Annotated in this window: 21 protein-coding genes; 10 read left to right on the top strand and 11 right to left on the bottom strand. The window is 75.2% G+C overall.

Going from position 1 to position 24734, the window contains the following annotated elements; genetic code table 11:
• Nucleotides 1–40: 40 nt before the first annotated feature.
• The 3 genes from FB380_RS00230 to FB380_RS00220 all read right to left on the bottom strand — a co-directional run bounded on the left by FB380_RS00230 (nt 41) and on the right by FB380_RS00220 (nt 3937).
• Nucleotides 41–2005, bottom strand: a complete 1965-nt coding sequence (locus FB380_RS00230; RefSeq protein ID WP_166753330.1) for a SpoIIE family protein phosphatase — start codon at nt 2003–2005, stop codon at nt 41–43.
• An 88-nt stretch (nt 2006–2093) separates the two neighbouring features.
• Nucleotides 2094–2813 (bottom strand): GAF and ANTAR domain-containing protein, encoded by a 720-nt coding sequence (locus FB380_RS00225; RefSeq protein ID WP_166753329.1) that lies wholly within the window; start codon nt 2811–2813, stop codon nt 2094–2096.
• A 428-nt stretch (nt 2814–3241) separates the two neighbouring features.
• Nucleotides 3242–3937: an SDR family NAD(P)-dependent oxidoreductase gene (locus FB380_RS00220; protein ID WP_166753328.1), complete on the bottom strand. Its 696-nt coding sequence runs from the start codon at nt 3935–3937 to the stop codon at nt 3242–3244.
• Between the two features lie 101 nt (nt 3938–4038).
• Between FB380_RS00220 and FB380_RS00215 the strand changes: the two genes are divergently transcribed.
• Nucleotides 4039–4872, top strand: a complete 834-nt coding sequence (locus FB380_RS00215; RefSeq protein WP_166753327.1) for a helix-turn-helix transcriptional regulator — start codon at nt 4039–4041, stop codon at nt 4870–4872.
• On the opposite strand, the gene FB380_RS00210 is transcribed toward FB380_RS00215, so the two are convergent.
• A complete protein-coding gene (locus FB380_RS00210) occupies nt 4853–5686 on the bottom strand; it encodes a helix-turn-helix domain-containing protein (RefSeq protein WP_166753326.1) in 834 nt (277 codons plus the stop codon). The two genes, FB380_RS00215 and FB380_RS00210, sit on opposite strands and share 20 nt — an antisense overlap.
• 101 nt (nt 5687–5787) lie before the next feature.
• Between FB380_RS00210 and FB380_RS00205 the strand changes: the two genes are divergently transcribed.
• Nucleotides 5788–6615, top strand: coding sequence for an SDR family oxidoreductase (locus FB380_RS00205; RefSeq protein ID WP_166753325.1), 828 nt, complete (start codon nt 5788–5790; stop codon nt 6613–6615).
• Between the two features lie 45 nt (nt 6616–6660).
• On the opposite strand, the gene FB380_RS00200 is transcribed toward FB380_RS00205, so the two are convergent.
• From FB380_RS00200 to FB380_RS00175, 6 genes are all read right to left on the bottom strand, one after another.
• On the bottom strand, nt 6661–7029 hold the full coding sequence (locus tag FB380_RS00200; protein ID WP_166753324.1) for a VOC family protein: 369 nt from the start codon (nt 7027–7029) through the stop codon (nt 6661–6663).
• A gap of 77 nt (nt 7030–7106) precedes the next feature.
• Nucleotides 7107–8249, bottom strand: coding sequence for an RNA polymerase sigma factor (locus FB380_RS00195; RefSeq protein WP_229682016.1), 1143 nt, complete (start codon nt 8247–8249; stop codon nt 7107–7109).
• The gene (locus FB380_RS00190; protein ID WP_166753323.1) at nt 8246–8653 is read right to left on the bottom strand and encodes a YciI family protein; all 408 of its coding nucleotides are present in this window, start codon (nt 8651–8653) and stop codon (nt 8246–8248) included. Before FB380_RS00190 ends, FB380_RS00195 begins: the two co-directional genes overlap by 4 nt.
• A gap of 95 nt (nt 8654–8748) precedes the next feature.
• Nucleotides 8749–10140: an RNB domain-containing ribonuclease gene (locus tag FB380_RS00185; protein WP_166753322.1), complete on the bottom strand. Its 1392-nt coding sequence runs from the start codon at nt 10138–10140 to the stop codon at nt 8749–8751.
• Nucleotides 10141–10220: 80 nt separating this feature from the next.
• Nucleotides 10221–10937 (bottom strand): class I SAM-dependent methyltransferase, encoded by a 717-nt coding sequence (locus FB380_RS00180; protein WP_188959564.1) that lies wholly within the window; start codon nt 10935–10937, stop codon nt 10221–10223.
• Nucleotides 10938–10965: 28 nt separating this feature from the next.
• Nucleotides 10966–11946, bottom strand: coding sequence for an SDR family oxidoreductase (locus tag FB380_RS00175; RefSeq protein WP_166753321.1), 981 nt, complete (start codon nt 11944–11946; stop codon nt 10966–10968).
• Nucleotides 11947–12153: 207 nt separating this feature from the next.
• Here FB380_RS00175 and FB380_RS00170 point away from each other — a divergent pair, with 207 nt between their 5' ends.
• The 4 genes from FB380_RS00170 to FB380_RS00155 all read left to right on the top strand — a co-directional run bounded on the left by FB380_RS00170 (nt 12154) and on the right by FB380_RS00155 (nt 18074).
• Nucleotides 12154–13029, top strand: coding sequence for a helix-turn-helix transcriptional regulator (locus FB380_RS00170; RefSeq protein ID WP_166753320.1), 876 nt, complete (start codon nt 12154–12156; stop codon nt 13027–13029).
• Nucleotides 13026–15200, top strand: coding sequence for an MMPL family transporter (locus FB380_RS00165; RefSeq protein WP_166753319.1), 2175 nt, complete (start codon nt 13026–13028; stop codon nt 15198–15200). The genes FB380_RS00170 and FB380_RS00165 overlap by 4 nt, the downstream gene beginning before the upstream one ends.
• Nucleotides 15201–15543: 343 nt before the next feature.
• Complete coding sequence (locus tag FB380_RS00160; protein ID WP_229682015.1) at nt 15544–16377, top strand: alpha/beta fold hydrolase; 834 nt, start codon at nt 15544–15546, stop codon at nt 16375–16377.
• A gap of 419 nt (nt 16378–16796) precedes the next feature.
• Entirely contained in the window at nt 16797–18074 is a 1278-nt protein-coding gene (locus FB380_RS00155) for an HNH endonuclease signature motif containing protein (RefSeq protein ID WP_229682014.1), read from the top strand.
• A 251-nt stretch (nt 18075–18325) separates the two neighbouring features.
• On the opposite strand, the gene FB380_RS00150 is transcribed toward FB380_RS00155, so the two are convergent.
• Nucleotides 18326–19420 carry a calcium/sodium antiporter gene (locus FB380_RS00150; protein ID WP_166753318.1) on the bottom strand — a complete coding sequence of 365 codons (1095 nt, stop codon included), beginning with the start codon at nt 19418–19420 and terminating at the stop codon, nt 18326–18328.
• 194 nt (nt 19421–19614) lie between these two features.
• Here FB380_RS00150 and mbhE point away from each other — a divergent pair, with 194 nt between their 5' ends.
• From mbhE to FB380_RS25140, 4 genes are read left to right on the top strand one after another with little or no spacing between them, the layout of a single operon-like run.
• Nucleotides 19615–22428, top strand: a complete 2814-nt coding sequence (gene mbhE, locus FB380_RS00145; protein ID WP_229682013.1) for a hydrogen gas-evolving membrane-bound hydrogenase subunit E — start codon at nt 19615–19617, stop codon at nt 22426–22428.
• Nucleotides 22425–22802, top strand: a complete 378-nt coding sequence (locus tag FB380_RS00140; protein ID WP_166753317.1) for a sodium:proton antiporter — start codon at nt 22425–22427, stop codon at nt 22800–22802. Before mbhE ends, FB380_RS00140 begins: the two co-directional genes overlap by 4 nt.
• Complete coding sequence (locus FB380_RS00135) at nt 22799–24325, top strand: proton-conducting transporter transmembrane domain-containing protein (RefSeq protein ID WP_166753316.1); 1527 nt, start codon at nt 22799–22801, stop codon at nt 24323–24325. The genes FB380_RS00140 and FB380_RS00135 overlap by 4 nt, the downstream gene beginning before the upstream one ends.
• The gene (locus tag FB380_RS25140) at nt 24322–24726 is read left to right on the top strand and encodes a Na+/H+ antiporter subunit E (RefSeq protein ID WP_166753315.1); all 405 of its coding nucleotides are present in this window, start codon (nt 24322–24324) and stop codon (nt 24724–24726) included. Before FB380_RS00135 ends, FB380_RS25140 begins: the two co-directional genes overlap by 4 nt.
• Nucleotides 24727–24734: the final 8 nt, after the last annotated feature.

The following is a 24734-nucleotide window of genomic DNA, read 5'->3' as shown; positions in this document are numbered from 1 at the left end:
CGCACGGCGCTGCTGTGGGACCAGGTCCCGGCTGCGCGGGTCAGGCGGGAGGGCCGCCCGCCGCGGGTCGGCGGGGCAGCCCGACGAGGTCCAGGACGAAGGCAGCGGGGCTTCCGGTGGGGGCCACCAGCTCCACCGGGCGTTCCTCGTCGGCGCCCTGCAGCAGCTCCACGAGCGCGGCGACGCCGATGCTGGTCAGGTGGCTGACCCCGGTCAGGTCGACGGTGAGCGACGAGCTGCTGGCCTGGGCCGCTGCGACCAGCTCGGTCCGGAACCGGTCACCGGCCAGGGCGTCGACCGCCCCGTGGACCTGGAGCACCAGCGGTTCCCCGCCCAGCACCGTGCCGTAGCTCTCGCCGTCCAGCGGCTGGTCGGGAACGGCCACTCGGGCCGGCGCCGCCCCGACCGTCCGGGACACGCGCCGGGCGAAGGTCACCGTGGTACCCGTGGGGCGGCCGTCGACGGAGAGGTCGTCCCCGAGTGACGCGAGCAGCTCGAGCCCCCGCCCCCGCCCCCGCCCCCGGCCGGGGGACGGCGGGCGCCAGATCCCGTCGTCGTCGACCCGGACGTGCACCCGCCCGTCAGCGAGCAACCGCACCGCCAGCACGACCGTGCCGGTGGACAGGTCCCGGAAGCCGTGCTCGACGGCGTTGTCCACGGCCTCCCCGACGGCGAGCTCGATCGCCAGGTGGTCGTTCGCGCTGAGTCGCAGCGCGGTCAGCCAGTCGTGCAGCTCCGCCCGTACCCGGGGCAGCTCCCCGGCCGACGGCCGCAGGCGCGTCGAGAACCCCGGCACCGCCGGCTGCAGCGCGGCGGCGAGCACCGTGACGTCGTCGTCGTAGCCGCGGCGGGTGAGCAGCTCCACCGCGTCGGTGCAGATCCGGTCGACCGCCGAGGGCGAGGTGCCGGTGGGCCACAGCTGACCGGTGGTGGCCGTCTCGGCCAGCCGGGTCAGCTCGTCCAGCCCCGCTGCGTAGGGCCGGTCCGACCGTTCCACCAGCCCGTCGCTGAACAGGACCACGACGTCGCCCTCGGCCAGCTCGCTCCGCCGGAGAGTGCCCCGGCTGCCGCTGCCCAGCGGGCCGCCGCCGCTGCCCAGCAGGTGGCGTCCCTCGCCGGCGGCGTCGACCAGCAGCGGGGCCGGGTGCCCGCGGGTGACGTACTCCAGCGACCCGGCCGTGGGGTCGAGGACGGCGACCACCACCGTCGCCGACCGGGCACCGGGCAGGGTCTCGGCGAACCGCTCCAGCCGGGCGGCCGCGGCGTCCGGGCTCCCGGTGGTCGCCAGCGCGTCGCCGAGCACGGCCCGCAGCTGGCTCATCACCGCCGCGGCGGCCACCCCGTGCCCCACCACGTCGCCCACGGCCAGCCCGACCCGGCCGTCGGGCAGCGGCCGGACGTCGAACCAGTCGCCTCCCGCCGACTGGTCGACCCCGGCCACCAGGTACCGGGCCGCCAGGTCGACCTGGGGGAGCACTGGCACGGCGCTGGGCAGCAGGGCTCGTTGCAGCTCGCCGACCAGGTCCCGGGTGCGCTGGTACTGCCGGCCGCTCTCGGCGGCCTCCGCCTCGGCCTGCCGGCGGGCCATCACCTGCGCGGTCACGTCGTGCGCGACGCCGATCGCGCCGCGCAGCGACCCGTCGGGCCACAGCCAGGGTGCGCACGTCCAGTTGATGACGAGCTCGGCGGTCGCCTCGCCGTTCTGCCCGGTCACCTCCACCCGCCACTCGGGCGCGAGGAAGGGCCGGCCGGTGCGGACGACCTCGTCGTAGATGCCCAGCACGCCCTGGGCGGCCAGCTCGGGGTACACCTCACCCAGCGGCCTGCCCTGCCACTGTGATCGTGCGTTCACCGCCTGGATCGCCCCGGAGACCGCCACGACCCGCAGCTCGGGGCCCTCGACGGCGATCATCATCACCGGCATCACCTCGACCACGTCGCGCAGCAGCGCGAGTTCGTCGGACGGCGGCAGGTCGCCTGCCGGCCGCGCGTCGTCCTGGGTCACCGTGCCTCCACACCCCACCACACCACAGCCGCGCCGGCTCCCATCGTGCGGGTTGCCTGCGCGCCCGGCAGGGCGGTCACGGTCGTGCTCAGGTGCGGGGCGGGTCGCCGAGCACGCCGGTGCGCACGAGGTGCTCGGCGACGTCGCGCACCTTGACGTTCGTGCGGCTGGACACCTCGGTCAGCCGCTGGAAGGCCTGGTCGGCGGTCACCCGGTCGCGCTCCATCAGGATCCCCTTGGCCTGGTCGATGACGGCGCGGGACTCCAGGGCGACCTCGAGGTGGCGGGCGCGGGTGTCGGCCTCCTGGTAGTCGCTCATCAGGCCGACGGCCACCGCCGCGTACGCGGCCAACCGCTGGGCGGCGGCGCGCGTCTGGCCGGAGAAGGCGTCCGGCTCGCGGGCGTGGAGGTTCAGCGCGCCGGAGACGTCCTGGTCGATGAGGAGCGGCACCGACAGCACGCTGAGGCTCCCGTGCGCGGCGGCCCGCCGGGCGTACTCGGGCCACCGCTCCTCGAAGCGGGTGTCGGCGATCTCGGTCAGCTCTCCGGAGGCCGCGGCGTGCAGGCAGGGGCCGACGCCCTGGGAGTACTGCACCTCGTCCAGCTCCCGGGCCAGGTCGCCGGAGGCAGCCACGGTGAACCGTCGGCGGGTGTCGACCACGGTCACCGACGCCTCGGGTGAGCCAGGCAGGACCGAGCGGGACAGATCGGCCACCGTCTGCAGCACCGACTCCATCGACGTCGCGCGCAGCGACGTCGCGCCGAGCCGGTCGAGGGCCAGGGCGGTGGGTGAGGGGCTCTCCGGCATCGCTGGACTCCCGTCCGTGCACCGGGCCGCGACAGGGCGCGGGCGGACCCGTCGGCCCAGTGGCGCGCCGTGGCGCGAGAGTCTGTACCGGTACGCACGGTACGTCATGCGGCCGGTCGGGTGCCGACCCACGCACAGCGGCCGGTCGTCCCCGGTCCCGGCTCGGGCAGTGCGTCGAGCAGTGGCTCGCGTCGTCGCCGCGGTGCCGGTCATCGACCTGACCGGCACCACCGACTGGAGTCGCGAGGCATCTCCGAGCTCGACCTCGCCGGACGCCGGGCCACCGCCGGGACGGCGTTGCGCCGTATCGGCGACCGCGCGTGCACGTGTCGCCGGCGTTGAAGACCCGGCCTGGACCGTCGTCCCGCCGGGGGGATGGCGCCTGCCGGCGTGGGGCCGGGACGACGGCCCGGCCCCACGCCGTGGTGTCACCAGCCGACGGCGCCGTGCCGGTCGGTGAAGGTGCCGGTCGGGCCGTCGGTGCCGATGGTGGCCATCGCGACGATCGCGTCGGTGCCCTCGGTGACGGTCTGCGGGCCGGAGTGGCCGTTGAGGTCGGTGGCCGTGTAGCCCGGGTCGACGGTGTTGACCCGCAGTTCGGGCAGGAACTGCGCGTACACCGAGGTGATCATGTTGACCGCCGCCTTGCTGGCCGAGTAGCCGAGCGTCGGCAGTGAGTGCTCGATCCGGGTCTCGTCGCCGCGCACGGTGAACGAGCCGAGCCCGCTGGTCACGTTGACCACCACCGGCGCGGCCGACTCGCGCAGCAACGGCAGGAAGGCGTGCGTCGTCCGGACGATCCCCACGGTGTTGGTGTCGAGGACCGCCAGCACCGCCGGGCCGTCGAGCTCGTCGACCCCGGCGAACGGGCCGGAGATGCCGGCGTTGTTCACCAGCACGTCCAGCCCACCGAACCGGTCGCGCACCTCCGCCGCCGCCGAGGCCACCGACTCGTCGGAGGTGACGTCGATGCGCACCCACTCCACGCCCAGTTGCTCGGCCGCGCGCTGCCCGCGGTCGGCGTCGCGGGCGCCGATGACCACCCGGTGCCCGTGCTCTTTCAGTCGCCGGGCCGTCTCGAAGCCCAAGCTCTTGTTGCCGCCGGTGATCAGTGTCGTCGTCATGGCGTCGACGGTGTCCCCGTCCGGCGGTGCCCTGGTAGGCGCGGTCGACCGTATGACCGGCAGTACCACCCAGCGCGCCGACAGTGGACGACGATGGCGACATGGCCGACCGTGGGGACTTCGCATCGCTGCTGCGCGCGTGGCGGGAGCGGCTGCAGCCGGCCGCGGTGGGCTTCCCCGCGGGCAACCGCCGCACCCGTGGCCTGCGCCGGGAAGAGGTCGCGCTGCTGGCCGGTGTCTCGGTCGACTACCTGGTGCGGCTGGAGCAGGGCCGCGCCGACCGGCCCTCGGTGCAGGTGGTCTCGTCGCTCGCCCGGGTACTGCAGCTGTCCGACCTGGAACGCGACCAGCTGCACCTGGCCGCCGGCCTGCCCGCACCGTTGCCCACCGCCGTCCCCACGCACGTCCCGGCCAGCGTGCAGCGGCTGCTCGCCCGGCTGCCCGACGTCGCCGTCGGCGTCTGGACGGCGCACTGGACGCTGCTGACCGCCAACGCGGCGTGGCGGTCGCTGCTCGGGCCGATGGACCCCGGGCTGAACCTGGTCGTCGCCCAGTTCGCCGGCTCGACACCGCAGGTGGTGTGGGAGGAGGGGGACCACGAACGGCACGAGCGCGCCCTCGTCTCGGACCTGCGGACCGCCCTCATCCGGTACCCCGACGACCCGGCCGTGCGGGCGGTCCTCGCCGAGCTGCAGCAGTTCGACCGGTTCCGGCAGCTGTGGGACGAGGGCACGGTCGTCGAGCACCGGTTCCAGGCCAAGACCTTCGTGCACCCGTCCGTCGGGCAGGTGACGCTGGACTGCGACGTCCTCACCGCCATCGGCACCGACCTGCGGATCGTCGCCTACACCGCGGAGCCGGGCACCGAGGACGCGTCCCGCTTCGACCTCATCCGCACCCTCGGCACGGTCGAGGTCAGCGCCGCGTCGGACTGACCGCCGACAGCGAGGCCAGCAGGGTCAGCGCCTCGGCCGACCGGGAGCCCGGCTCGGCCTGGTAGACCACCAGCACCTGGTCCCCGGCATCGGCGAGGGTGAACTTGTCGTAGCGCAGCTCGAGGTCGCCGACCTGCGGGTGCGCCACGCGGTACACCCCGCCGCCGGGGTGCCGGCGCACGTCGTGCCGGGCCCACAGCCGCCGGAACAGCTCACTGCGCACCGACAGCTCACCCACGAGCTCGGTCAGGTGCGGGTCGTCGACGTCCGGCCCGGCCGCGCTCCGCAGGACGGCGACCAGCTGGGCCGCCGTCGCCTCCCAAGCGGGGTCGAGCTGGTGGGCGTCGGGGTCGAGCAGGACGGAGCGGAGCAGGTTCGTGCCCGGGTGGAACAGCGGCGACAGCGCCACGGCCAGCGGGTTCGCGGCCAGCACGTCGAGGTGGCGGCCCTGCACGAACGCCGGCGTCCGGTCCCACGCGGCGAGCAGCTGGGCGACGCTGGGCCGCACCCGCTCGGTGCGGGACGTGCGCCGGCGGCGGGGCGCGGGGTCGGCGAGGTCGTGCAGGTGGCTGGTCGAGGCGGCGTCCAGGCCCAGCGCGCGGGCGACCGCGTCGAGCACCTGCGCCGACGGGTGCCGGTCGCGGCCCTGCTCCAGCCGCGTGTAGTACTCGCTGCTGATGCCGGCCAGCATCGCCAGCTCGTCCCGGCGCAGGCCGGGGACCCGGCGGGAGCCGGTGGCGGTGATGCCGACGTCGTCCGGGCGCACCTGCTCCCGCCGGGCGCGCAGGTACTCACCGACCAGGTTCTCGGTCACGCCCCGACGGTAGGGCTCCCGGGCACCGTCGTGCCTGGCCCTGCCGGCACCCCTCTCAACGCGGCCTGGTTGCCGCTCCGCCGGCGGCCGACGCTCGGGTCATGACACGCACCTGGCTCGTGACCGGGGTGGGCAGCGGCTTCGGCCGCCTGCTCGCCGAACAGCTCCTCGCCCGCGGCGACCGGGTCGCCGGCACCGTCCGGCGGCCCGACGCGGTCGCCGACCTCCGCGCCGCCCACGGCGACGCCTTCTCCGTCCACCGGCTCGACCTCACCGACACCGGCCGCATCCGCGGGGTGGTGGTCGACGCCGCGGCCGCGCTCGGCCGGCTCGACGTGGTCGTCAGCAACGCCGGGTACGGGCTGTTCGGCGCGGCCGAGGAGCTCAACGACGCCCAGGTCACCCACCAGCTCGACACCAACCTCCTCGGCTCGATCCAGCTGGTCCGCGCCGCGCTGCCGCACCTGCGTGCGGCCGGTGGCGGGCGGGTGCTCCAACTGTCGTCGTCCGCCGGGCAGACCGCCTGGCCCGGCTCGTCGCTGTACAACGCGACCAAGTGGGGGATCGAGGGCTTCTGCGAGGCCGTCGCCGCGGAGGTCGCGCCGTTCGGGATCGGCGTGACGATCGTCGAGCCCGGCGCCGCCCGCACCGGCTTCGGCGCGACCGGGCTGCGCGTCGCCGAGCCGCTCGACGCCTACGACAGTTCACCGGCCGCCTACGTCCACGGGTTCCGCGACGGCGGGCTTCCCGGGGTCATCGGCGACCCCGCGCGCATGGCAGCGGCGATGATCGCCAGCGTCGACCAGAGCCCTGCCCCGCTCCGGCTGGTGCTCGGCAGCGACTCGTGGGCGGCGGTGACCGCGTCGCTGGAGGCCCGCCTGGAGCAGGTGCGGGGCCAGCGGGCGACCGCAGGGGCCACGGACGGCTGACCGCCCAGGGTCAGGCGGTCGCGGGGCGTCAGCAGGACGGCGGCGTCAGTCCCTGACGGGGCACTGCAGGTTGATCGGGTTGCCGTCGGGATCGCTCACGTGGGCCACGCGCATGCCCCACGCCATGTCGGTCGGGCCGCCGGTGACCGAGCCGCCGTGCGAGCGCACGGAGTCCAGGAGCGCGTCGACGTCGGCGACGTCGATGCCGAGCAGGGTCCGGTTGCCGGCGGGTGGGTCGGCTTCCCGGATGAGCCCCAGCACCGAGTCGCCGAGGCGCAGGCTGAGGAAGGACGGCGGGTCGTCGGCAGGTTCGGGCGCGGTCCGCTCGACCACCTCCGCGCCGAGCGCGCCGACGTAGAAGTCCCTCAGGCGTTCGGGGTCGGCGGTGAGGACCATGGGCATGATCGTGGGCACGGGATCTCCTCCGGGTCGGTCGTCTGCTGACACTGACTCCGGGACGACCGTGGAGTCATCGTCCGGGTGGGCGGTTCTCAGCCGGAGTTGAGCCGGGCGGCCTGGCGGGTGAGGTGGTCGCGCTCGGCGGCGTTGGGGGCCTTCGCGGCGGCTTCGGCGTAGAGCCGCGCCGCCGTCGGCAGGTCGCCGTCCTTCTCGTGCAGGTACGCCTGGACGGCGGTGCGGCGCGGCACCGAGGCGTCCACCGAGGCCAGGGCTGCCAGGCCGGCGCGCGCACCGTCGGCCTCACCGACGGCCACCGCCCGGTTCAGCCGGACGACGGGGCTGTCGGTCAGCCGGAGCAGCTCGTCGTACCACTCGACGATCTGCACCCAGTCGGTCTCCTCGGCGGTCCGCGCGTCGGCGTGCAGCGCCGCGATCGCCGCCTGCGCCTGGAACTCGCCGAGCCGGTCGCGGGCCAGCGCCGCCTGCAGCACCTCGACCCCCTCGGCGATCAACGCGGTGTCCCACCGCCCGCGGTCCTGCTGAGCGAGCGGCACCAGGCTCCCGTCGTCCGCGACGCGGGCCGCCCGCCGGGCGTGGTGCAGCAGCATCAGCGCCAGCAGCCCCGCCACCTCCGGGTGGTCGACCACGGCCGCCAGCTGCCGGGTCAGCCGGATCGCCTCCGCGGCCAGGTCGACGTCGCCGGAGTAGCCCTCGTTGAACACCAGGTACAGCACCCGCAGCACGGTGGCGACGTCGCCGGCGGAGTCGAAGCGGACGCCGGAGACGGTGCGCTTCGCCCGGCTGATCCGCTGCGCCATCGTGGCCTCCGGCACCAGGTACGCGGCGGCGATCTGCCGGGTGGTCAGCCCGCCCACCGCCCGCAGCGTCAGCGCCACCGCCGAGGACGGCGTCAGCGACGGGTGCGCGCACAGGAAGTACAGCTGCAGCGTGTCGTCGGCGGACGACACCGGCCCCGGCTCCTCGTGGACCACCTCCTCGCGCCGGCGACGGGCCGCCTCCGACCGGGTGGCGTCGAGGAACCGGCGCCAGGCCACGGTCACCAGCCAGGCCTGCGGGTCCCGCGGCGGGTCGGCCGGCCAGGCGCGCACCGCCTCGACCAGCGCGTCCTGGACGGCGTCCTCGGCCGCCGCGAAGTCGGCTCCGCGGCGGACGAGGACGCCGAGCACGCCCGGGACGACGCTGCGCAGCAGCACCTCGTCCACGGGCGGGCTCACTCCCTGACGGTCGGCGGCTCGGACATGACCGGCCGCAGCTCCAGCCACTCACGGATCGGCTCGCCGCCCGGCCCGGGGGCCGCGGACAGCTCGCCGGCCAGCTCGACCGCGCGCTCGTAGCTGTCCACGTCGATCACCATCCAGCCGGCGATGAGGTCCTTGGTCTCGGCGAACGGCCCGTCGGTGACCGGCGGCCGACCCTCGCCGTCGTACCGGACCCAGGTGCCCTCCTGCGCGACGCCCTGCGCGTCGACGAACTCGCCGGTCTCGGTGAGCTTCGCCCCGAAGTCGCGCATGTACTGGATGTGCGCCGAGACCTCCTCCGGCGTCCACTGGTCCATCGGCGCGCAGTCCAGCGACTTCGAGGTGCTGCGGTAGTGCTTGAGCATCAGGTACTTCGCCATGGTGTTCCTCCTCGGGAGTGCGGCCCATCGTGGCCGCGGACACCCCAGGGACGGAACCGGCTCCCGCTTCTCGACATCGCAGGAGTGATGGCCGGTCAGTTCCCGGCGGCCTCGAACCGAACGGTGCGGGTGGCCGGGTCGGCGGTCACGAGCCGGACCCGGACCCGCTGGCCCGGGGTCAGCCGCCCATCGCAGCGGGCCTCGACGGCCAGGTCGCTGAGCACCACGGTGGAGCGCTTCTCGTCCGCGTCGAGCACGACGGCGTCGAACACCTCACCGACCCGGCCGGCCAGCACGGTCGCCTCGACCAGCTCGATGACGGCACGCTCGACCTCGCGCGTGCGCCGGTCGGAGGCGGCCATCAACCCGGGCAGCTCGGGCAACGCGGCACGCAGCTCGGGGGAGGGCTGCTCGCCGGCGGCCAGCGCCAGGCAGACCTCGGTGCCGAACCGGTCGACGAGCCGGCGCAGCGGGGCGGTCACGTGCGCGTAGGGCGCGCCGACGCCACCGTGCCCGGGCTGGGCGGGCGGCGGGCCGTCGAACGCGGTGTAGGCCGCGCCGCGCAGCAGCGAGGCGGCGGCGTCGAGGAAGGCCCCGTGCCGCGGCCGTGCCGGGTCCACGGTGGCGATGACGTCGCCGGGCCCGGCACCGTCCGGCCACTCGACGCCCAGCGCGGGGGCGAGCCGGCGGAGCGTCTCGACCGCAGCCGGGTCGGCCGGCGGCAACGTGCGCAGCACCCCGACCCCGCCGTCGAGCATCAGCCGGGCGGCGCACCGGCCGGTGAGCAGCGAGATCTGGGCGTTCCAGCCCTCGACGTCGGACTGGCCGCGGAAGGCGATGGTCCAGCCGCCGTCCGGCCCGGGCTCGACCTCCTGGGACGGGGTGCCCAGCTCGATGGCACCGCGGTCGCGGGCCCGGGCCTGCAGCAGCCGGCCGATCTCGGGCAGCAGCACCAGCTCGGCGGGCACGTCGGCGCCCACCGACTCGTAGTCCAGCTGGGCCCGGCTGCGCACCCGGGCGCGGCGCAGGTCGACGTCGGTGACCTCGCCGTCGGCGTCCAGGTCGATGGTCCACAGCGCGGCGGGCCGGAGCTGCCCGGGCAGCAGGCTGGCCGCGCCCTCGGACAGCTGCGGCGGGTGCAGCGGCGTCCGGCCGTCGGGGGAGTAGACGGTCTGACCGCGGCGCCGGGCCTCGGCGTCGATCGCGCTGCCCAGCGGCACGAAGGCGCCGACGTCGGCGATCGCGTAGGACACCCGGTAGCCGCCGGCGGTGCGGGCCAGGTGCACGGCCTGGTCGAGGTCGCGGGCACCGGGCGGGTCGATGGTCACCAGCGGCAGGTCGGTCGCGTCGTGCTCGGGCAGCGGTGGGTCGGCGGCGACCCGGTCGGCCTCGGCCAGCACGTCGGCCGGGAACTCGTCGGGCACCCCGGCCTCCGCCCGGATCGCGGCGAAGTCGAGCGGAGCGGACACCTTCAGCACGCGAGCCACGCCGCCACCCTGGCAGAGCAGACCGCCGGCCACCGGCCGGCTCAGGTCGACGCCGTGACCCGAGGCCGTCCGGCATGCCGCTACCGGTGCGACGACGACGTCATCGGCGACGTCGCCAGGGCAGCCGGCCGTCGCTCAGGTGGCTCACCTCCCGGCCGCGGGGGAGCGTCCGGCCGCACCGGCTCGGTCGCGGTGTAGACGACGGCCGGCGGCAGATTGGCCCACACGGTGGGGGAGAGGTCGACCCGGCCGAAGTGCCGCCGCAGCTCGCGGTGCTGCCGGCGGCCGGGCGGCGCCCAGCGGCTCCATCGGTAGGTGAACTGCGTGTACGCCCCGGACGGCGCGAGGTGGGCGGCGATGGTGGCCACCAGCTCGCTGCCCACCGGGCCGGCGAAGGCCTGCCATGGCAGGCCGCTCACGACCAGGTCGGCGGCGGGCAGACCGCGCTCGGCCAACGCCCGCGGCAGCTCGGCGGCCGGTCCGCGGAGCAGGTCGACGCCGGGGAATCGGGCGACGAGGTGGTCGGCCATCACCGGGTTCAGCTCGACGCCCAGGTAGCGCATCCCGGGCGCCGCCGCCCGCAGCGCGGCGGTGAAGGAACCTGTGCCCGGCCCGAGCTCCACGACGACCGGCGCGACCCGGCCGCCCAGCAGCGGCGCGATCATCCGTCGGGCCAGGGCCGGGGAGCTCGGCACCACCGACGCCGTGCGCAGCGGCGCGCGGGCGAACTCGCGGAGGAACACCCGGGTGCCCGACGGCAGGGCGCTGCCGGACGCGGTGCAGGGCTGGAGGATCACGCGCTCGCTCCCGGACGTGGGGAGCCGCTCACGCCGGCAGCCGGCGGGCGGCCTGGTCGAGGTCGGTGGCCCCGTCCATCGGGAAGGACACGTGCGCCAGCTGCTCGGACAGCTGCCAGATGCGCCGGGCGTCCTCGACGCTGCGCAGCCGCCGGTAGAGCGGCTGCTCGGCCGGGAGCCCGCTCATGTGCCGGAACCGGCTGGGCCCGTAGAACCGGCCGCCTGCAGTGTCCGGTGCGGTGGCGGCGAGCAGGGCGGGCAGTGCCGCGGTCTCCGGCGTCCCCGCGATGCCCCAGCGCGACAGGCGCCGGATCAGCCGGATCTCGCGCGACTCCGCCGTCCGCCCGATCTCGGGTCGGGAGGCGAGCAGGTTCGTCGGGGCGATGCCGGGGTGGGAGACGGTGCTGGTGATCCCCCAGTCGCCGGCCTGGCTGCGGCGGTCGAGTTCGAGGGCGAAGAGGCCGACGGCGATCTTCGACGAGCTGTAGGCGCGCATCGGGTGGTAGGACCGCTCCCACTGCAGGTCGTCCCAGTGGACGGCGTTGCTGTTGGCGGCCACGCTCAGCTGCGTGGTCACCCGCGCCCGGCCGGCGCGCAGCAGCGGCATCAGCTGCGCCACCAGCGCGACGTGGCCGAGGTGGTTGGTGCCGAACTGCAGCTCGAAGCCGTCGGCCGTCGTCCGCCGTTCCGGCGGGGTCATCACGCCGGCGTTGGCGACCAGGACGTCGATCGGCCGGCCCTCGGCGACCAGGGCGGCGGCGAGTGCGGCGACCGACTCCAGCGAGGAGAGGTCCAGCTCGTGCAGGGTGATGCTCGCCCCGGGCACCTGCGCCCGGATCTCCGCGGCGGCCGCCTCGCCCTTGCCGCGGTTGCGGACGGGGAGCACCAGGTCGGCGCCCGCGGCCACCAGGCGGCGGGCGAGGACGAGGCCGATGCCGTCGCTGCCCCCGGTGAGCACCGCGCGCGTGCCGGTGAGGTTGGGGACGGGGATGTCGATCGTGCGGGTCATGGTCGGGCTCCTGCCCTCGGGGGGTGCGCTGATCGCGCCGTGGCACCACCGTCGCCGGTCGCGGCGCCGGTAGGCAGGGCCTGTCGATCCCCCCGTCCGAGCTGGTCAGAGGGGGATCGGCAGGCCCTGCCTGCGCCGCTGGCGCGCCGGTAGACACAGCGCCAGCCGGGGTCGACAGGTCGCCGGGACGCACACCAGGAGGCACACGTGGGGATCGATCGAGCAGGACTGGCGGTGTTCCTCCGGGGGCGCCGCGAGTTGCTCCAACCCGAGGACGTCGGCCTGCCCCGTGGGCCGCGCCGCCGGACCGCCGGGCTGCGGCGCGAGGAGGTGGCCGCCCTCTGCCACATGTCGGCGGACTACTACACCCGGCTGGAGCGCGAGCGCGGTCCGCAGCCGTCGGAGCAGATGATCGCCTCGATCGCGCAGGGGCTGCACCTGTCCCTCGACGAGCGCGACCACCTGTTCCGGCTCGCCGGGCACCAGCCGCCGCCGCGGGGCGCGGGCAGCGAGCACATCAGCCCCGGCCTGCTGCGGATCTTCGACCGCCTCGCCGACACCCCCGCCGAGATCGTCACCGAGGTCGGGGAGACCCTGCGGCAGACGGCGCCCGGGATCGCGCTCGTCGGCGATGCGATGCGGTACACCGGGCCGGCGCGCAGCCGGGGGTACCGGTGGTTCACCGACCCGGCGGCCCGGGCGCTGTACGTGCCGGAGGACCACGCGCACATGTCGCGCACCTACGCCGCCGGGCTGCGCGCCCTGGTCACGATGCGTGGGCCCGGCTCACGGGCGGCGCACCTGGCCGACCTGCTGCTGGCACGGAGCGAGGAGTTCCGGTCGCTGTGGGAGGTGCACGAGGTCGGCATCCACCTCGACGAGGTCAAGCGCTACCAGCACCCCGAGGTCGGCCGGCTGGAGCTGAACTGCCAGACGCTGGTCGACCCGCACCAGGCCCACCGCCTGATGGTCTACACCGCCGCGCCGGGCACGGAGAGCTACGAGAAGCTGCAGGTGCTCACGGTCATCGGCGCCCAGTCCCTCGCACCGTCCGGTGCCGCGCACTCCGAGGACCGGTCGTGACGCGCCTCCTGCACCGTCTCGGCCGGTCGTCGGCCGCCCACCCGTGGCGCACGCTGGTCTCCTGGGTGCTCCTCGTCGTCGTGGCCACCCTCACCGCCGGCGCCCTCGGCGGCACGCCGCAGGACGACTTCGACGTCGAGGGCGCGCCGGCGCTCGTCGGCATCGAGCAGCTGCGCGAGCACTTCCCGGGTTCGGGCGCGGCCGGCAGCTCCGCCCAGGTCGTCGTCCACGACCCGGACGGCGACCCGGTGACCGACGCGGACGTCGCCGAGCTGACCGCCCGGGTCGCCGAGGTCGACCACGTCACCTCGGTCACGCCGCCGCGGTTCTCCGCGGACCGGGACACCGCGCTGCTGACCGTCGGCTTCGACGTGCCGGTCACCGACCCGGACCTCGCCGGTGGCCTGGGCGTCGAGGCGCTGGAGACCGCGGTCCGCGGGGTCGGCGACGGCCTGCAGGTGGAGCTCGGCGGCCAGCTGCCGAACACGTCCCCCGAGGAGGTGCAGGGCACCGGCGAGGTCGTCGGCGTCGTCGTGGCCCTCGTGCTCATGGTGCTGGTCCTGGGGACGGTCGTGGCGGCCGGGCTGCCGCTGCTGGTGGCCCTCGCCGGCCTCGGCGTCTCCGCGGCCGGGGTGACCCTGCTGGCCGCCGTGACCGACGTCAGCACCACCGCCCCGACCGTCGCGGTGATGGTGGGCCTCGGCGTCGGCATCGACTACGCGCTGCTGCTCGTCTCCCGCCACCTCGAGCACCTGCGTGCCGGAGTCCCGGTCGTCGAGGCCGCGGGCCGGGCGACCGCCACCGCGGGCCGGTCGGTGCTCTTCGCGGCGGCGATCGTCCTGGTGTCGCTGATGGGGCTCCCGCTGGCCGGCGTGCCCATCTACTCCTCCTACGGCTTCGCGACGGGCATCTCGGTGGTCGCGGTCGCCGCGGCCGCCCTGACGCTGGTCCCCGCGTTCTGCGGGCTGCTCGGCCGCCGGCTGCTGCCCCGCCGGGAGCGGCGGGGCCTGCCGCCCCGGCGGCCGCGACCGGCACGGGCATCGTTGTCGGCACGGTGGGCCGCCGCTGTCGCCCGCCATCCGGTGCCGTGGGCGCTGGCCGCCTTCGCCCTCATCGGGGCGCTCGCTGCGCCCGCCTTCGACATGCGGACCTTCCCGCGGGACGTGTCCAACAACGCCGCCGACAGCACCACGCGGCAGGCCTACGACCTGATCGCGGCGGAGTTCGGTGCCGGGGCGAACGGGCCGTTCACCGTGGTGGTCGACCGGGCGGCCGTCGGTGACGACGGCGTCGCGGCGGCCGCGGCCCGGCTGGGCGGGATCGACGACGTCGTCGCGGTCAGCCCGCCGGTGGTCTCACCCGACGGTGCGGTCGCCGTGCTGGAGGTCCAACCGGCGTTCGGGCCGGCCGACGAGCGCACCCCGGACCTCCTCGCCCAGCTGCGCGCCGACCTGGACGGCGCGGAGGTCACGGGCAGCACCGCGATGTTCTCCGACATCTCCGTGCTGCTGTCGGACCGGCTGTGGCTGGTCGTCGGCTTCGTCGTCGCGGTCTCGATGCTGCTGCTGGCCGCGATGTTCCGCTCGGCGGTGGTGCCGGTGAAGGCGGCGGTGCTCAACCTGCTGTCCATCGGTGCGGCCTACGGCGTCGTCACCGCGGTGTTCCAGTGGGGCTGGGGCAGCGACCTGGTGGGCCTGGACGGCGCGATGCCGGTGTCGAGCTGGCTGCCGATCCTGATGTTCGCGATCCTGTTCGGCCTCTCGATGGACTACGAGGTGTTCCTGCTCTCCCGGATCCGGGAGCACTGGCTGCGCAGCGGGGACGCCCGGGACAGCGTCGTGCGGGGCGTCGCCGGCACGGGGCGGGTCATCTCCACCGCCGCGGCCGTCATGGTCGTCGTCTTCCTCGGGTTCGCCACCGAGACCGACCTCGTCGTCCGGCAGCTGGGGCTGGGCATGGCGGTCGCGGTGCTGCTGGACGCCACCGTCGTCCGGATGGTGCTGGTGCCGGCCACGATGACCCTGCTGGGCCGTAGGAGCTGGTGGCTGCCGGGGTGGCTGGACCGGTTGCTGCCCACGATCGAGCCGGAGGCGCCCGACGAGGACGCCGTCCCTGCCGGGGAACTCACCGCCGGCCGGCGGGACGAGGCCCGGGCCGGCGTGCCGGTCTGACCGCGGGGGAGGGCCCGTCAGCTGCGAGCTGCCGGGCCCTCCGTCGTGCCCCCGCTACGCGGCGGCGTCCCGGACCAGGGAGAAGGCGACGTCGCGGTGGGCGTCGCGCTCGGCGCGCCGGGCGTCACCGCGCCTCGGGCCGGCGGCGGGTGGCGGGTGGCGGCGACCCGATCGTCGCGACCGAGCAGGCGCACGGTGAGCATGCGGACCGAGCCGGTGACGGGCCAGCGGCGCTCCCTTGTGTCGAGGTCCCGCTGGACGCCAGGATCAGGAGTCGGCTCCAACGTCGAGGCCCGGGGGCGGGTGACATGCGGACGGCAGCAGCAGAGGCCACGTCCATGCAGTGCGAGCCCCTCCCGGACCGCTGACCGGCACCGACGTGGACAACCAGGTCGGCGCGGTGTCGGTCCACGCCGTCGCGCACGGGAGCGGTCTGCCGCTCGTCGCGCTGCACGGCGCCGGCGTGGACCACCGGGAGATCGAGGCGGCGGTCGAGGCCGTCGTCCCGGACGTCGGGCTGCGTCGGGTCTACCCGGACCTGCCCGGGATGGGCCGGACGACGACCGAGGGGCTGAACGGCAACGACGACGTCGTCACGGTGCTCGCCGGCTTCGTCGAGCAGCTGGGGGAGGGGCCGGTGCTGCTGCTCGGGCACTCCTACGGCGCCTACCTGGCGCGCGGTCTGGCGGCCCGCCGTCCGGAGCTCGTGCTCGGCCTCGCGCTGGTGTGCCCGCTGGGCGGGGGGACCGGGCAGGTGCCCGAGCACCAGGTGGTCCGCCAGGACGATGACGCGTACGACGAGCTGGCGCCGGAGCAGCGGGCGGGCTTCGACGAGTACCTCGTGGTGCGGACGCGCGCGACAGCCCGCCGTTACCGCGACTCGGTCGTCCCCGGCACGACGGTCGAGGACGAAGCAGCGCTGGAACGGGTCTTCAGCGGGTGGGCGATCGACCTGGGCGCGGGCTACGGCGGTCCCACCCTCGTCGTCGCCGGGCGCCGCGACTCCACCGTCGGGTACGCCGACGCGGTCGGCCTCCTCGCGCACCACCCGAACGCCACCCTGGCGGTCGTGGACGGCGCCGGCCACGCGCTGGTGCACGAGCGGCCCGAGGTGTTCGGTGCGCTGCTCGGCGAGTGGATCGACCGCGCCTGGCCTCACCGCAGCCGCAGGGGCTGAACCCGGCCGCCTGGACGGGAGGTGCGCTCCGTCGGACGGCGCCACCCGGAGGACCGCCTGACGGGAGGTGCGCTCGGCCGCGTGGCGCGACTGGAGGGCCGCCTGGAGGGGAGGTGTGCTCGGCCGCGCGGCGTCCGGGGGCGGCTGGGCGGGAGGTGCGCTCGGCCCCGTGGCGCGCCCGGAGGTCGCTTGGACGGGAGGTGCGCTGGCGGTGTTGCGCGCCCGGAGGTCGGTTGGACGGGAGGTGCGCTGGTCGTGTTGCGCGCCCGGCAGGTGATCCTCGGGCACTGCCCGAGGGCGGTCTGTCAAGACCGCCAGACGATCTGTGGACAGGCTCCTGAGCTGCGGTTTCGTGTTGTCCTGGCCATCCCGGGCCGGTATTCTTCGTACACACGTTCGAAGCGGTGAGGAGGTGTTCGGTGACTGGCTCGATGACGCTGGACGCCCCCGCGCCGAACGTGGTGGTCGAGCTCCCCGGTGACCTGTTCGGGTGCGATCTGCTGTCGACACTCGACGGGTTGGCGAGCGAGGACCTGCACGCGTCGACCGATCGGGCGGTGCTGGACCGGACGGCGTTGCTGGTGGCGGCGCGGAACCGGCTCGACGCTGAGCTGGCGCGGACGGTGCGGCACGCGGGAACGACCCAGGCGGCCGAGCACGACGGGCTGAAGAGCATGCGGTCGTGGCTGATCGGGCACGTGCGGCTCTCGGTGAACGAGGCGTCGCGGGTGCTGCGGGCCGGCCGGGTGCTGGAACACCTCCCGGTGCTCGCGGCCGGGTTCGCGGCCGGAGAGGTGACGGCGGCGCAGGTCGAGGTGGTGGCGGCTGCGGTCGGTCCCGGCGAGGTGGCGCAGGCGGAGGAGCAGGGCATCGACCTGGCCGGGTTCGACCAGGCATGGGCAGACGTGGCGCGGGAGTGCTCGCACGCCTCACTCGGGGTGGCGGTGCAGGCCTTCCTCGGCGCCCTCGACCCTGACGGCTGCGAGCCCGACCCGACCGAGGGGCGCCGGCTGTCGATCTCCAGGAACGCCGACGGCAGCATCACCGGCCGGTTCGACCTGGACGCCGGCGGTGGGGAGAAGGTGCAGGCGGCGATCGAGTCGATCGTGCAGGCCGACCGCCCGAAGGGCGACACCCGCACCCGGTCCCAGCAGAACGCAGACGCGCTCGTGCAGCTGTGCGACAACCAGCTCGCCTCGGGCAACCTCCCGACCCTGCGCACGGTGAAGCCGCACGTGGTGGTGGGCATCGACCTGGCGGACCTGGTCGACCCGGCCACCGGCGCCGGTGCGGGGGAGCTGGGGTTCGGGGCGACGATCTCCGCCGCCCGGGCCCGGTGGCTGGCCTGCGACGCGGATGTCTCCCGGATCGTCATGGGTCCTGACGGGGAGCCGCTGGAGCTGGGCCGTCGGCACCGGGTGGTGACGCCCGGCCTGCGCCGGGCCGTCGAGCGCCGCGACCGCAGTTGCGTCTTCGCCGGTTGCGGGGCGCCCACCTGGTGGTGCGACGTGCACCACCTGATCCACTGGGTGCACGGTGGCGAGACCAACCTGGAGAACTCCGCGCTCCTGTGCGAACGGCACCACACGAAGGTCCACCACGGCTTCCGGGTGGAACGAGATCCCGGCGGCCGATGGCGCACCTGGCGGCCCGACGGCACCGAGATCCTCATCGGACCACTGCTGCACCGATCGTGACGCTGGCCGGGGCGGCCGGAGGCCTCGGCCTGACCGAGCTCAGCCACCTGCGGCCGTTAGCGTGTCTCCTCGCAGCCCTGCCATCACCGCCCGGATCGGGACCGGCTGCGTCTCCCGGTCACGGGTCGTGGAGCTGACCGGCTCAGGCGGCCGACCGGGCGGGCCGGGGTGGCATCCGCGGGTTCCGCCGCAGGTCGGGGACAGGTGGACGTCGCCGTGACCGGCGTCAGACGCAGCGCGAGCCGTGCGCCTCATCCGCCCGGGGCGGGTGTGCCGCCGCGGATGCGGTGGAGCCGGACCTCGTGCGCCGTGAGCACCAGCAGGGTCAGCGCGGTGATGGGGAGCGCGAACCCGAACAGTGCCGCACTGAAGGGCTCGAGTGCGTCGTGGTCGGCGGCGGCCAAGAGGAGGTAGGTGACGTACACCGCGTAGTAGCCCACGAAGACCGCCGCCTCCCAGCGGGCGATGGTGAACCCGGTGAACACCACCGGCAGCAGCGCGATCGCCACCGCGACCATGACGGGCAGGTCGAACCGCAGCGCCGCCGCGTCCACCGGTACGCCGTCCGGGGCGATCCCGGCGGTCAGGCCGAGCACCGCGGTGATGTTGAAGATGTTGCTGCCCACGACGTTCCCGATGGCCATCTCGCGCTCCCCGCGCACGGCGGCGATGACCGAGGTCGCCAGCTCCGGCAAGGACGTGCCGATGGCGACGACGGTCAAGCCGATCACCAGGTCGCTGACGCCGAGCGCGCCCGCCAGGTCGGTGGCGGCAGTGACCAGCAGCCGGGCTCCGGCCACCAGCAACGCCACCCCCACGACCAGGCGGACCAGGTCGACCAGTGGCCTGGTGGGGGCCGTGGTCGCAGGCGTGTCGCTCTGCTCGTCCGTCCCCGCACGGCGTCCGAGGATGACGGTCCAGGCGACGTAGGGCACGAGCAGCGCCACGAGCACCGCCCCCTCCAGCCGACCGACCGCGCCGTCGAGGGCCAGGAGCAACACCAGTACCGACAGCGCCACCATGACCGGGACGTCCAGGCGCACCAGCTGGCTGCGGACGGTGACCGGCAGGACCACAGCCGCCAGACCGAGTACCAGTAGCACGTTGGTGATGTTGCTGCCGACTACGTTGCCGACGGCGAGGCCCGGCGTGCCGGACAGCGTCGCGTCGAGGGAGACCGCGAGCTCGGGCGCCGAGGTGGCGAAGGCGACCACCGTCAGGCCGACGACCAGCGGTGACAGCCCGGTCGCCCGTCCCAGGCCGCTGCCGCCGCGCACGAGCAGCTCGCCCCCGAGGACCAGCGCCGCGAACCCGGCCAGCAGCGCCAGTGTCGTGAGGAGCCCCACGCGCGGAGTCTAGGGCCCCGACCGGGTGTGCGGGAGGCTCGGCGGACTGGTGGCCGGGCGTCCGCTCGATCGACAATGTACGCAATTTGGTTCTAGAATTGCAGTGCACCCCTATTGTCCCGTGCTGACGGGGAGGTCGACGTGTCGCTGCTCGACTGTCGCGCCGGGAGCCGGGGTGCGCGCGGGAGTCCGCCGTGATCCTGGTGCTCGCCCTGGCGGCCATGGCGCTCCTGGCCGCCGCGGCACCGCTGCTGGTGCGGGCGGGCTGGGGACGCAACGCCGGCTACGCCCTGGCCGCGGGCTTCGCCGGCGTGGCGGCTCTGCTGGGATCGGCCGTGCCGCACGTGCTGGCCGGTGGGACGGTGGACGTGTCCGCCCGCTGGCTGCCCTCCCTGGACGTCGACTTCGCCCTCCGGCTCGACGGGCTCGCGTTGCTGTTCAGCATGATCGTGCTCGGCGTCGGCGCGCTGATCATGGCCTACTGCCCCCGCTACCTGGGGCCCACCGGGCGGCACGGTGCGGTGTACGGGCTGCTGACCCTCTTCGCCGCGGCGATGCTCGGCCTGGTCCTGGCCGCCGATGTGGTGCTGCTGTTCGTCTTCTGGGAGCTGACCACCTTCTGCTCCTTCCTGCTGGTCGGGCTGACCGGTGGCCGGGCCACCCGGCCGGCCCGGCGGGCGCTGCTCGTCACCGCCGCCGGGGGGCTGGCCCTGCTCGTGGCCGTCGTCCTGCTGACCGGGGTCACCGGCACCACGGACCTGGCGGCGATCCTCGCCGACCCCGACCGGGTGCTCGACTCGCCGCTGGCCGGACCGATCGCCCTGCTGGTCGCCTTCGCCGCCTTCACCAAGTCCGCGCAGGTGCCCCTGCACTTCTGGCTGCCCGGCGCGATGGTCGCGATGACGCCGGTCAGCGCCTACCTGCACGCCGCGACGATGGTCAAGGCCGGCATCTACCTGCTGATGCGGACCTCGCCGCTGTTCTCCGACCTGCCGCTGTGGTCGGCCCTGCTGCTGTCGGTCGGGCTCACCTCGGCGCTGGTCGGCGCCTTCATGGCGCTGCGGCAGCACGACCTGAAGGCGATCCTCGCCCACTCGACGGTCAGCCAGCTCGGCTTCCTCGTCGCGGCGATCGGGGTGGGCACGGGCACCGCCCTGGCCGCCGCGATGCTGCACACGGCCGCCCACGCGCTGTTCAAGGCCACGCTGTTCATGCTGGTCGGGATCATCGACAAGGAGACCGGCAGCCGCGACATCCGTCAGCTGTCGGGGCTGTGGCGGGTGATGCCGGTGACCGCCGCGGTCACCGGGCTGGCCGGCCTGTCGATGGCCGGCATCCCGCCGCTGCTCGGGTTCGTCAGCAAGGAGTACCTGTTCCAGGGCCTCTTCCAGGCCGACGTCGTGCCCGGTGCCGGCCTGGTGGCCGGGGTGCTGGGCGTCACGGCCTCCGCGCTCACCACCGCCTACGGCCTGCGGATCTTCTTCGGCGCCTTCGGCGGCGTGACCCGCCAACCCGACCTGTACGAGCCCTCGCCGGCCTTCCTGGCGCCCGCAGTGGTGCCGGCTCTCGCGGGGCTGGTCCTGGGGTCGGGCATCAACCTGCTCAACCCGGTCGTGGTCCGGGCCGGTGCCGACGTGCTGCCCGATGCGCCGATGCGGCCCTTCCAGTTCTGGCACGGACTCAGTCCGGAGATCGTCATGTCGGCGGTCGCCGTCAGCACCGGGCTGGTGCTGTTCCTGCGGCGACGGCAGGTCGACCGGCTGCTGGACCGGGTGCCACTGCCCGACGGTGGTGCACTGTTCGACCGGGCCCACGACGGCGTGCTGGCCTTCGGCCGGTGGGTGGGCAGCCCGGACCGCCAGGAGGGACTGGCCGGCCACCTGGCCCGCCCGCTGGTCGTCATCGCCGCGCTCGGGATCGCCGGGTCGTCCGCCCTCGAGGGGTTGCCGGCCCGCAACGCCACCGACGCCGCCCTCGACTGGCCGGTGGTCGTCCTGGTCGCGGGCGCCGTCGTCGGCACGGTGGTCGTCCGCTCGACGCTGGCGGTCGTCGCGCTGCTGGGCATGGTGGGGCTGCTGGTCTCCGCCTGGTTCCTCCTGGCCGGTGCGCCGGACGTCGCGCTGACCCTGCTCCTGGTCGAGGTGCTGACCGCGGTCGTCGTCGTGCTCGTCCTGCGCGGAGGGCCCCGGCAGCTGCCCCGGGTGCAGCGCCGCCGTCTGCTCCAGGCCGGCGCGCTGGCGCTGGCCTGCGGTCTCGCGGCGGCTGCGGCCACGGTCGCACTCACCGGCCGCCGGGGGTCGTCGGTGGCCGGCGACTGGTTCCTCCGCACCGCCGAACCCGCGACGGGAGGCAGCAACGTGGTCAACACGATCCTGGTGGACTTCCGCGCGATGGACACCCTCGGTGAGGCAGTGGTGCTGGGCGTCGCGGCCCTGGGCCTCCTCGCCCTCTTCGGCGACGGTCCCGCCCGGTCCCGCCGGCCGGCACCGGCCGCCCGGCGCGCGGCCAGCGGCACCGACGTGGTGCTGGAGGCGAGCGGGCGGCTGATCGTCCCCGGCGTGGCGCTGCTGGCGGTGGTCCTCCTCTGGCGGGGGCACGACGCGCCCGGCGGGGGGTTCATCGCCGCGCTGGTCTCCGGGGCGGCCGTGGCCCTGTCCCAGCTGGCCCACGGCCGGCTGCCGCGGTGGCTGCGCCCGGACGTGCTGGTGGGTGCCGGCCTGCTCCTCGCGCTCGGCACCGGGCTGCTCGGCGGCGTGCTCGGCGGCGCGTTCCTGGCTCCCTTCGACCTGCCGCTGCTGGGGGCGGTCGGCGTCGGTTCCGCCCTGCTGTTCGACACCGGCGTGCTGCTGATGGTCCTCGGCCTGGTCGTCGCCACCCTCGACCGGCTCGGCGACCGGCCGGAGCCCGTCGGCCCCGTGCAGCCGCCGGTCCGGTCCGAGGTGGCGCCCGGCCCGGAGCCCCGGACCGGCGCGGACCTCGCGGTCACCGGCAGGACGGTGTCGTCATGAGCGCGGCCGTGCTGATCGGGGTGCTGGTGGCCGGCGGTGTCTGGCTGGTGCTGCAGCGGGGGCCCCTGCCCGTGGTCTTCGGGTTCGTGCTGCTGGGCCACGCGGTCAACGTGCTGCTCCTCGCCGCCGGGGGCACCGACCGCCGCGGCGCGCCGTTCGCCGGCCGCGGTGCTCCCGCGACGACGGCGGACCCGCTGCCCCAGGCGTTCGTGCTGACCGCCATCGTCATCGCCTTCGGCATCACCGTCTACCTGCTGGGCCTCGTGCGGGCGGAACGCCCCGACGAGGCCGCCCCGGACCCCGGTGACCCCGACCCCGTCGACGCCCGGGACGGGGAGCGCGACGACGCCCACCGGATCGGCGGTGCGCCGTGAGCCCGGCCCTGCTGGTCGTCCCCGTCGCGGCCCCGCTCGCCGCCGCGGGGGTGCTCGTGCTCGCCGGGCGGCGCTCCCCGGTGCTCGTCCGGGTGGTCGGGTGGGGTGTCAGCGCGCTGGTGCTGGCGGTCGGCGCCGTCCTGCTCGCCGCGACGGTCGAGGGGCAGCTCACCACCGCCCGGCTGGGTGGCTGGCCGCCGGGCATCGCCATCGTGCTGGTGGCCGACGTGCTGAGCGCGCTGCTGCTGGTGGTCACGTCCGCGCTCGTGCTGGTCAGCCTGGTGTTCGCGGCGGCGACGGGGGAGGACGACGGGTCCTTCGTGCCGCTGGCCCTGGTGCTGTCCACCGGGGTCTACGGCGCGCTGCTCACCGGCGACCTGTTCAACCTGTTCGTCTTCGTCGAGGTCATGCTCGTGCCGAGCTACGTGCTGCTCGTCGCCGGGGGCGGGGCGCGGCGGCTGGCGGCCGGACGCCGTTACCTGGCGGTGAACCTGCTCGCCTCCACCCTGTTCCTGGCCGGCGTCGGGCTGGTCTACGGCGTGACCGGCACGGTGGCCCTGGGCGAGCTGGCGGGCGCTGCCGCGGCCCCGGAGGTGGGGATCGCCGGCGCGGTGGTCCTGGTCGCGCTGGCGGTCAAGGCCGCCGTCGTCCCGTTGCACAGCTGGCTGCCCGGCTCGTACGCCGCGGCCGGGCCGGCGGTGGTCGTGCTCTTCTCCGGACTGCTGACCAAGGTCGGGGTGTACGCCCTCTACCGGATCTGGTCGGTGGTCTTCGACGGGGACCGGCGCTGGCTGTGGCTGCTCATGGCCGCCGGCGTGGCCACCATGGTCATCGGTGTGCTGGGCGCCGTGGGGGAGCGGACCATGCGGTCGGTGCTCACCTTCCACATGGTCAGCCAGATCGGCTACATGGTCGTCGGACTGGCCCTGTCCACCGTCGCGGGACTGGCCGCCGGGATCTTCTTCCTGGTGCAGTACGTGCTGGTCAAGGCGGCGCTGCTGATGTGCGCGGGCGCGGTGGAGGTCACTCACGGCACGGACGAGCTGGCCCGCTTGCGCGGCCTGGGTCGGCGGGAGCCCGCACTGGCCGTGGCCTTCGGGCTCTCGGCGCTCGCCCTGGTCGGCGTCCCCCCGCTCTCCGGGTTCGTCGCGAAGCTCGCCCTGCTCGACGCGACGCTGGACGCCGGGCAGCACGTGGCGGCCGGGGTCGTCGTCGTCGTCAGCCTGCTCACGCTGACCTCGATGCTCAAGGTCTGGAACGCTGTCTTCACCGAGGCCGCGCCGGAGCCCGGTGGGCCTGGCGCGGCCGGTCCGGACGCCGGCCCGGGGCAGCCGGGCGTGGTGGTGGCGCCCCCCGCCACGCGGCCGAGGGTGCGGCCGGCGCTGGTCGCGCCCGCGCTCCTGCTCGCCATCCTCGCGGTCGGGCTCGGCATCTGGGCCGAGCCGCTGCTCGCCGTCGCCGACGCGGCGGCCCGCGGCCTGGTGGACACGACGGCGTACGTGACGGCGGTGACCTCGTCGTGAGCCGCCCCGTCGCACCTGCCCGCGTGCCCACCGCGGTGGGCCGGGCCCGCCGGTCACGGCCCGCGCGGATCGCCGTCCTCTGCGGGGCGTACCTGCTCCGGTTCCTGCGGGCGAACCTGACGGTGGCCCGGGTGGTCGTCACCGGACGCCCGCCGCTGGCCCCGGCGGTGGTGGAGCTCGAGCTGCGGTGCCGGACGCCCACGGAGATCGCGGCGTTCATGGGGCTCATCACGCTCACCCCGGGCACCATGGCGCTCGCGCTGTCGCCGGACCGTGCGCACCTGACGGTGCACGGGATGCACGCCCCCGATCTCGCCGCCTTCCGCGCCGACCTCGGGGTGCTCGAGGACCAGTTGCTGGACGCCGTGCGCCCCCGCCGGGCGCCCGACGGCGCGGACTGACCGGGAGG

The sequence above is a fragment of the Modestobacter marinus genome, assembly GCF_011758655.1.
Taxonomy (GTDB): Bacteria; Actinomycetota; Actinomycetes; order Mycobacteriales; family Geodermatophilaceae; genus Modestobacter; species Modestobacter marinus.
This window is presented reverse-complemented; position numbering and strand designations above follow the sequence as displayed.

Excerpts from the sequence above, each read along its gene's own strand:
- FB380_RS00225 (WP_166753329.1), bottom strand. The coding sequence starts at position 2,813 with ATGCCGGAGAGCCCCTCACCCACCGCCCTGGCCCTCGACCGGCTCGGC.
- FB380_RS00220 (WP_166753328.1), bottom strand. The coding sequence starts at position 3,937 with ATGACGACGACACTGATCACCGGCGGCAACAAGAGCTTGGGCTTCGAG.
- FB380_RS00215 (WP_166753327.1), top strand. The coding sequence starts at position 4,039 with ATGGCCGACCGTGGGGACTTCGCATCGCTGCTGCGCGCGTGGCGGGAG.
- FB380_RS00205 (WP_166753325.1), top strand. The coding sequence starts at position 5,788 with ATGACACGCACCTGGCTCGTGACCGGGGTGGGCAGCGGCTTCGGCCGC.
- FB380_RS00190 (WP_166753323.1), bottom strand. The coding sequence starts at position 8,653 with ATGGCGAAGTACCTGATGCTCAAGCACTACCGCAGCACCTCGAAGTCG.
- FB380_RS00175 (WP_166753321.1), bottom strand. The coding sequence starts at position 11,946 with ATGACCCGCACGATCGACATCCCCGTCCCCAACCTCACCGGCACGCGC.
- FB380_RS00140 (WP_166753317.1), top strand. The coding sequence starts at position 22,425 with ATGAGCGCGGCCGTGCTGATCGGGGTGCTGGTGGCCGGCGGTGTCTGG.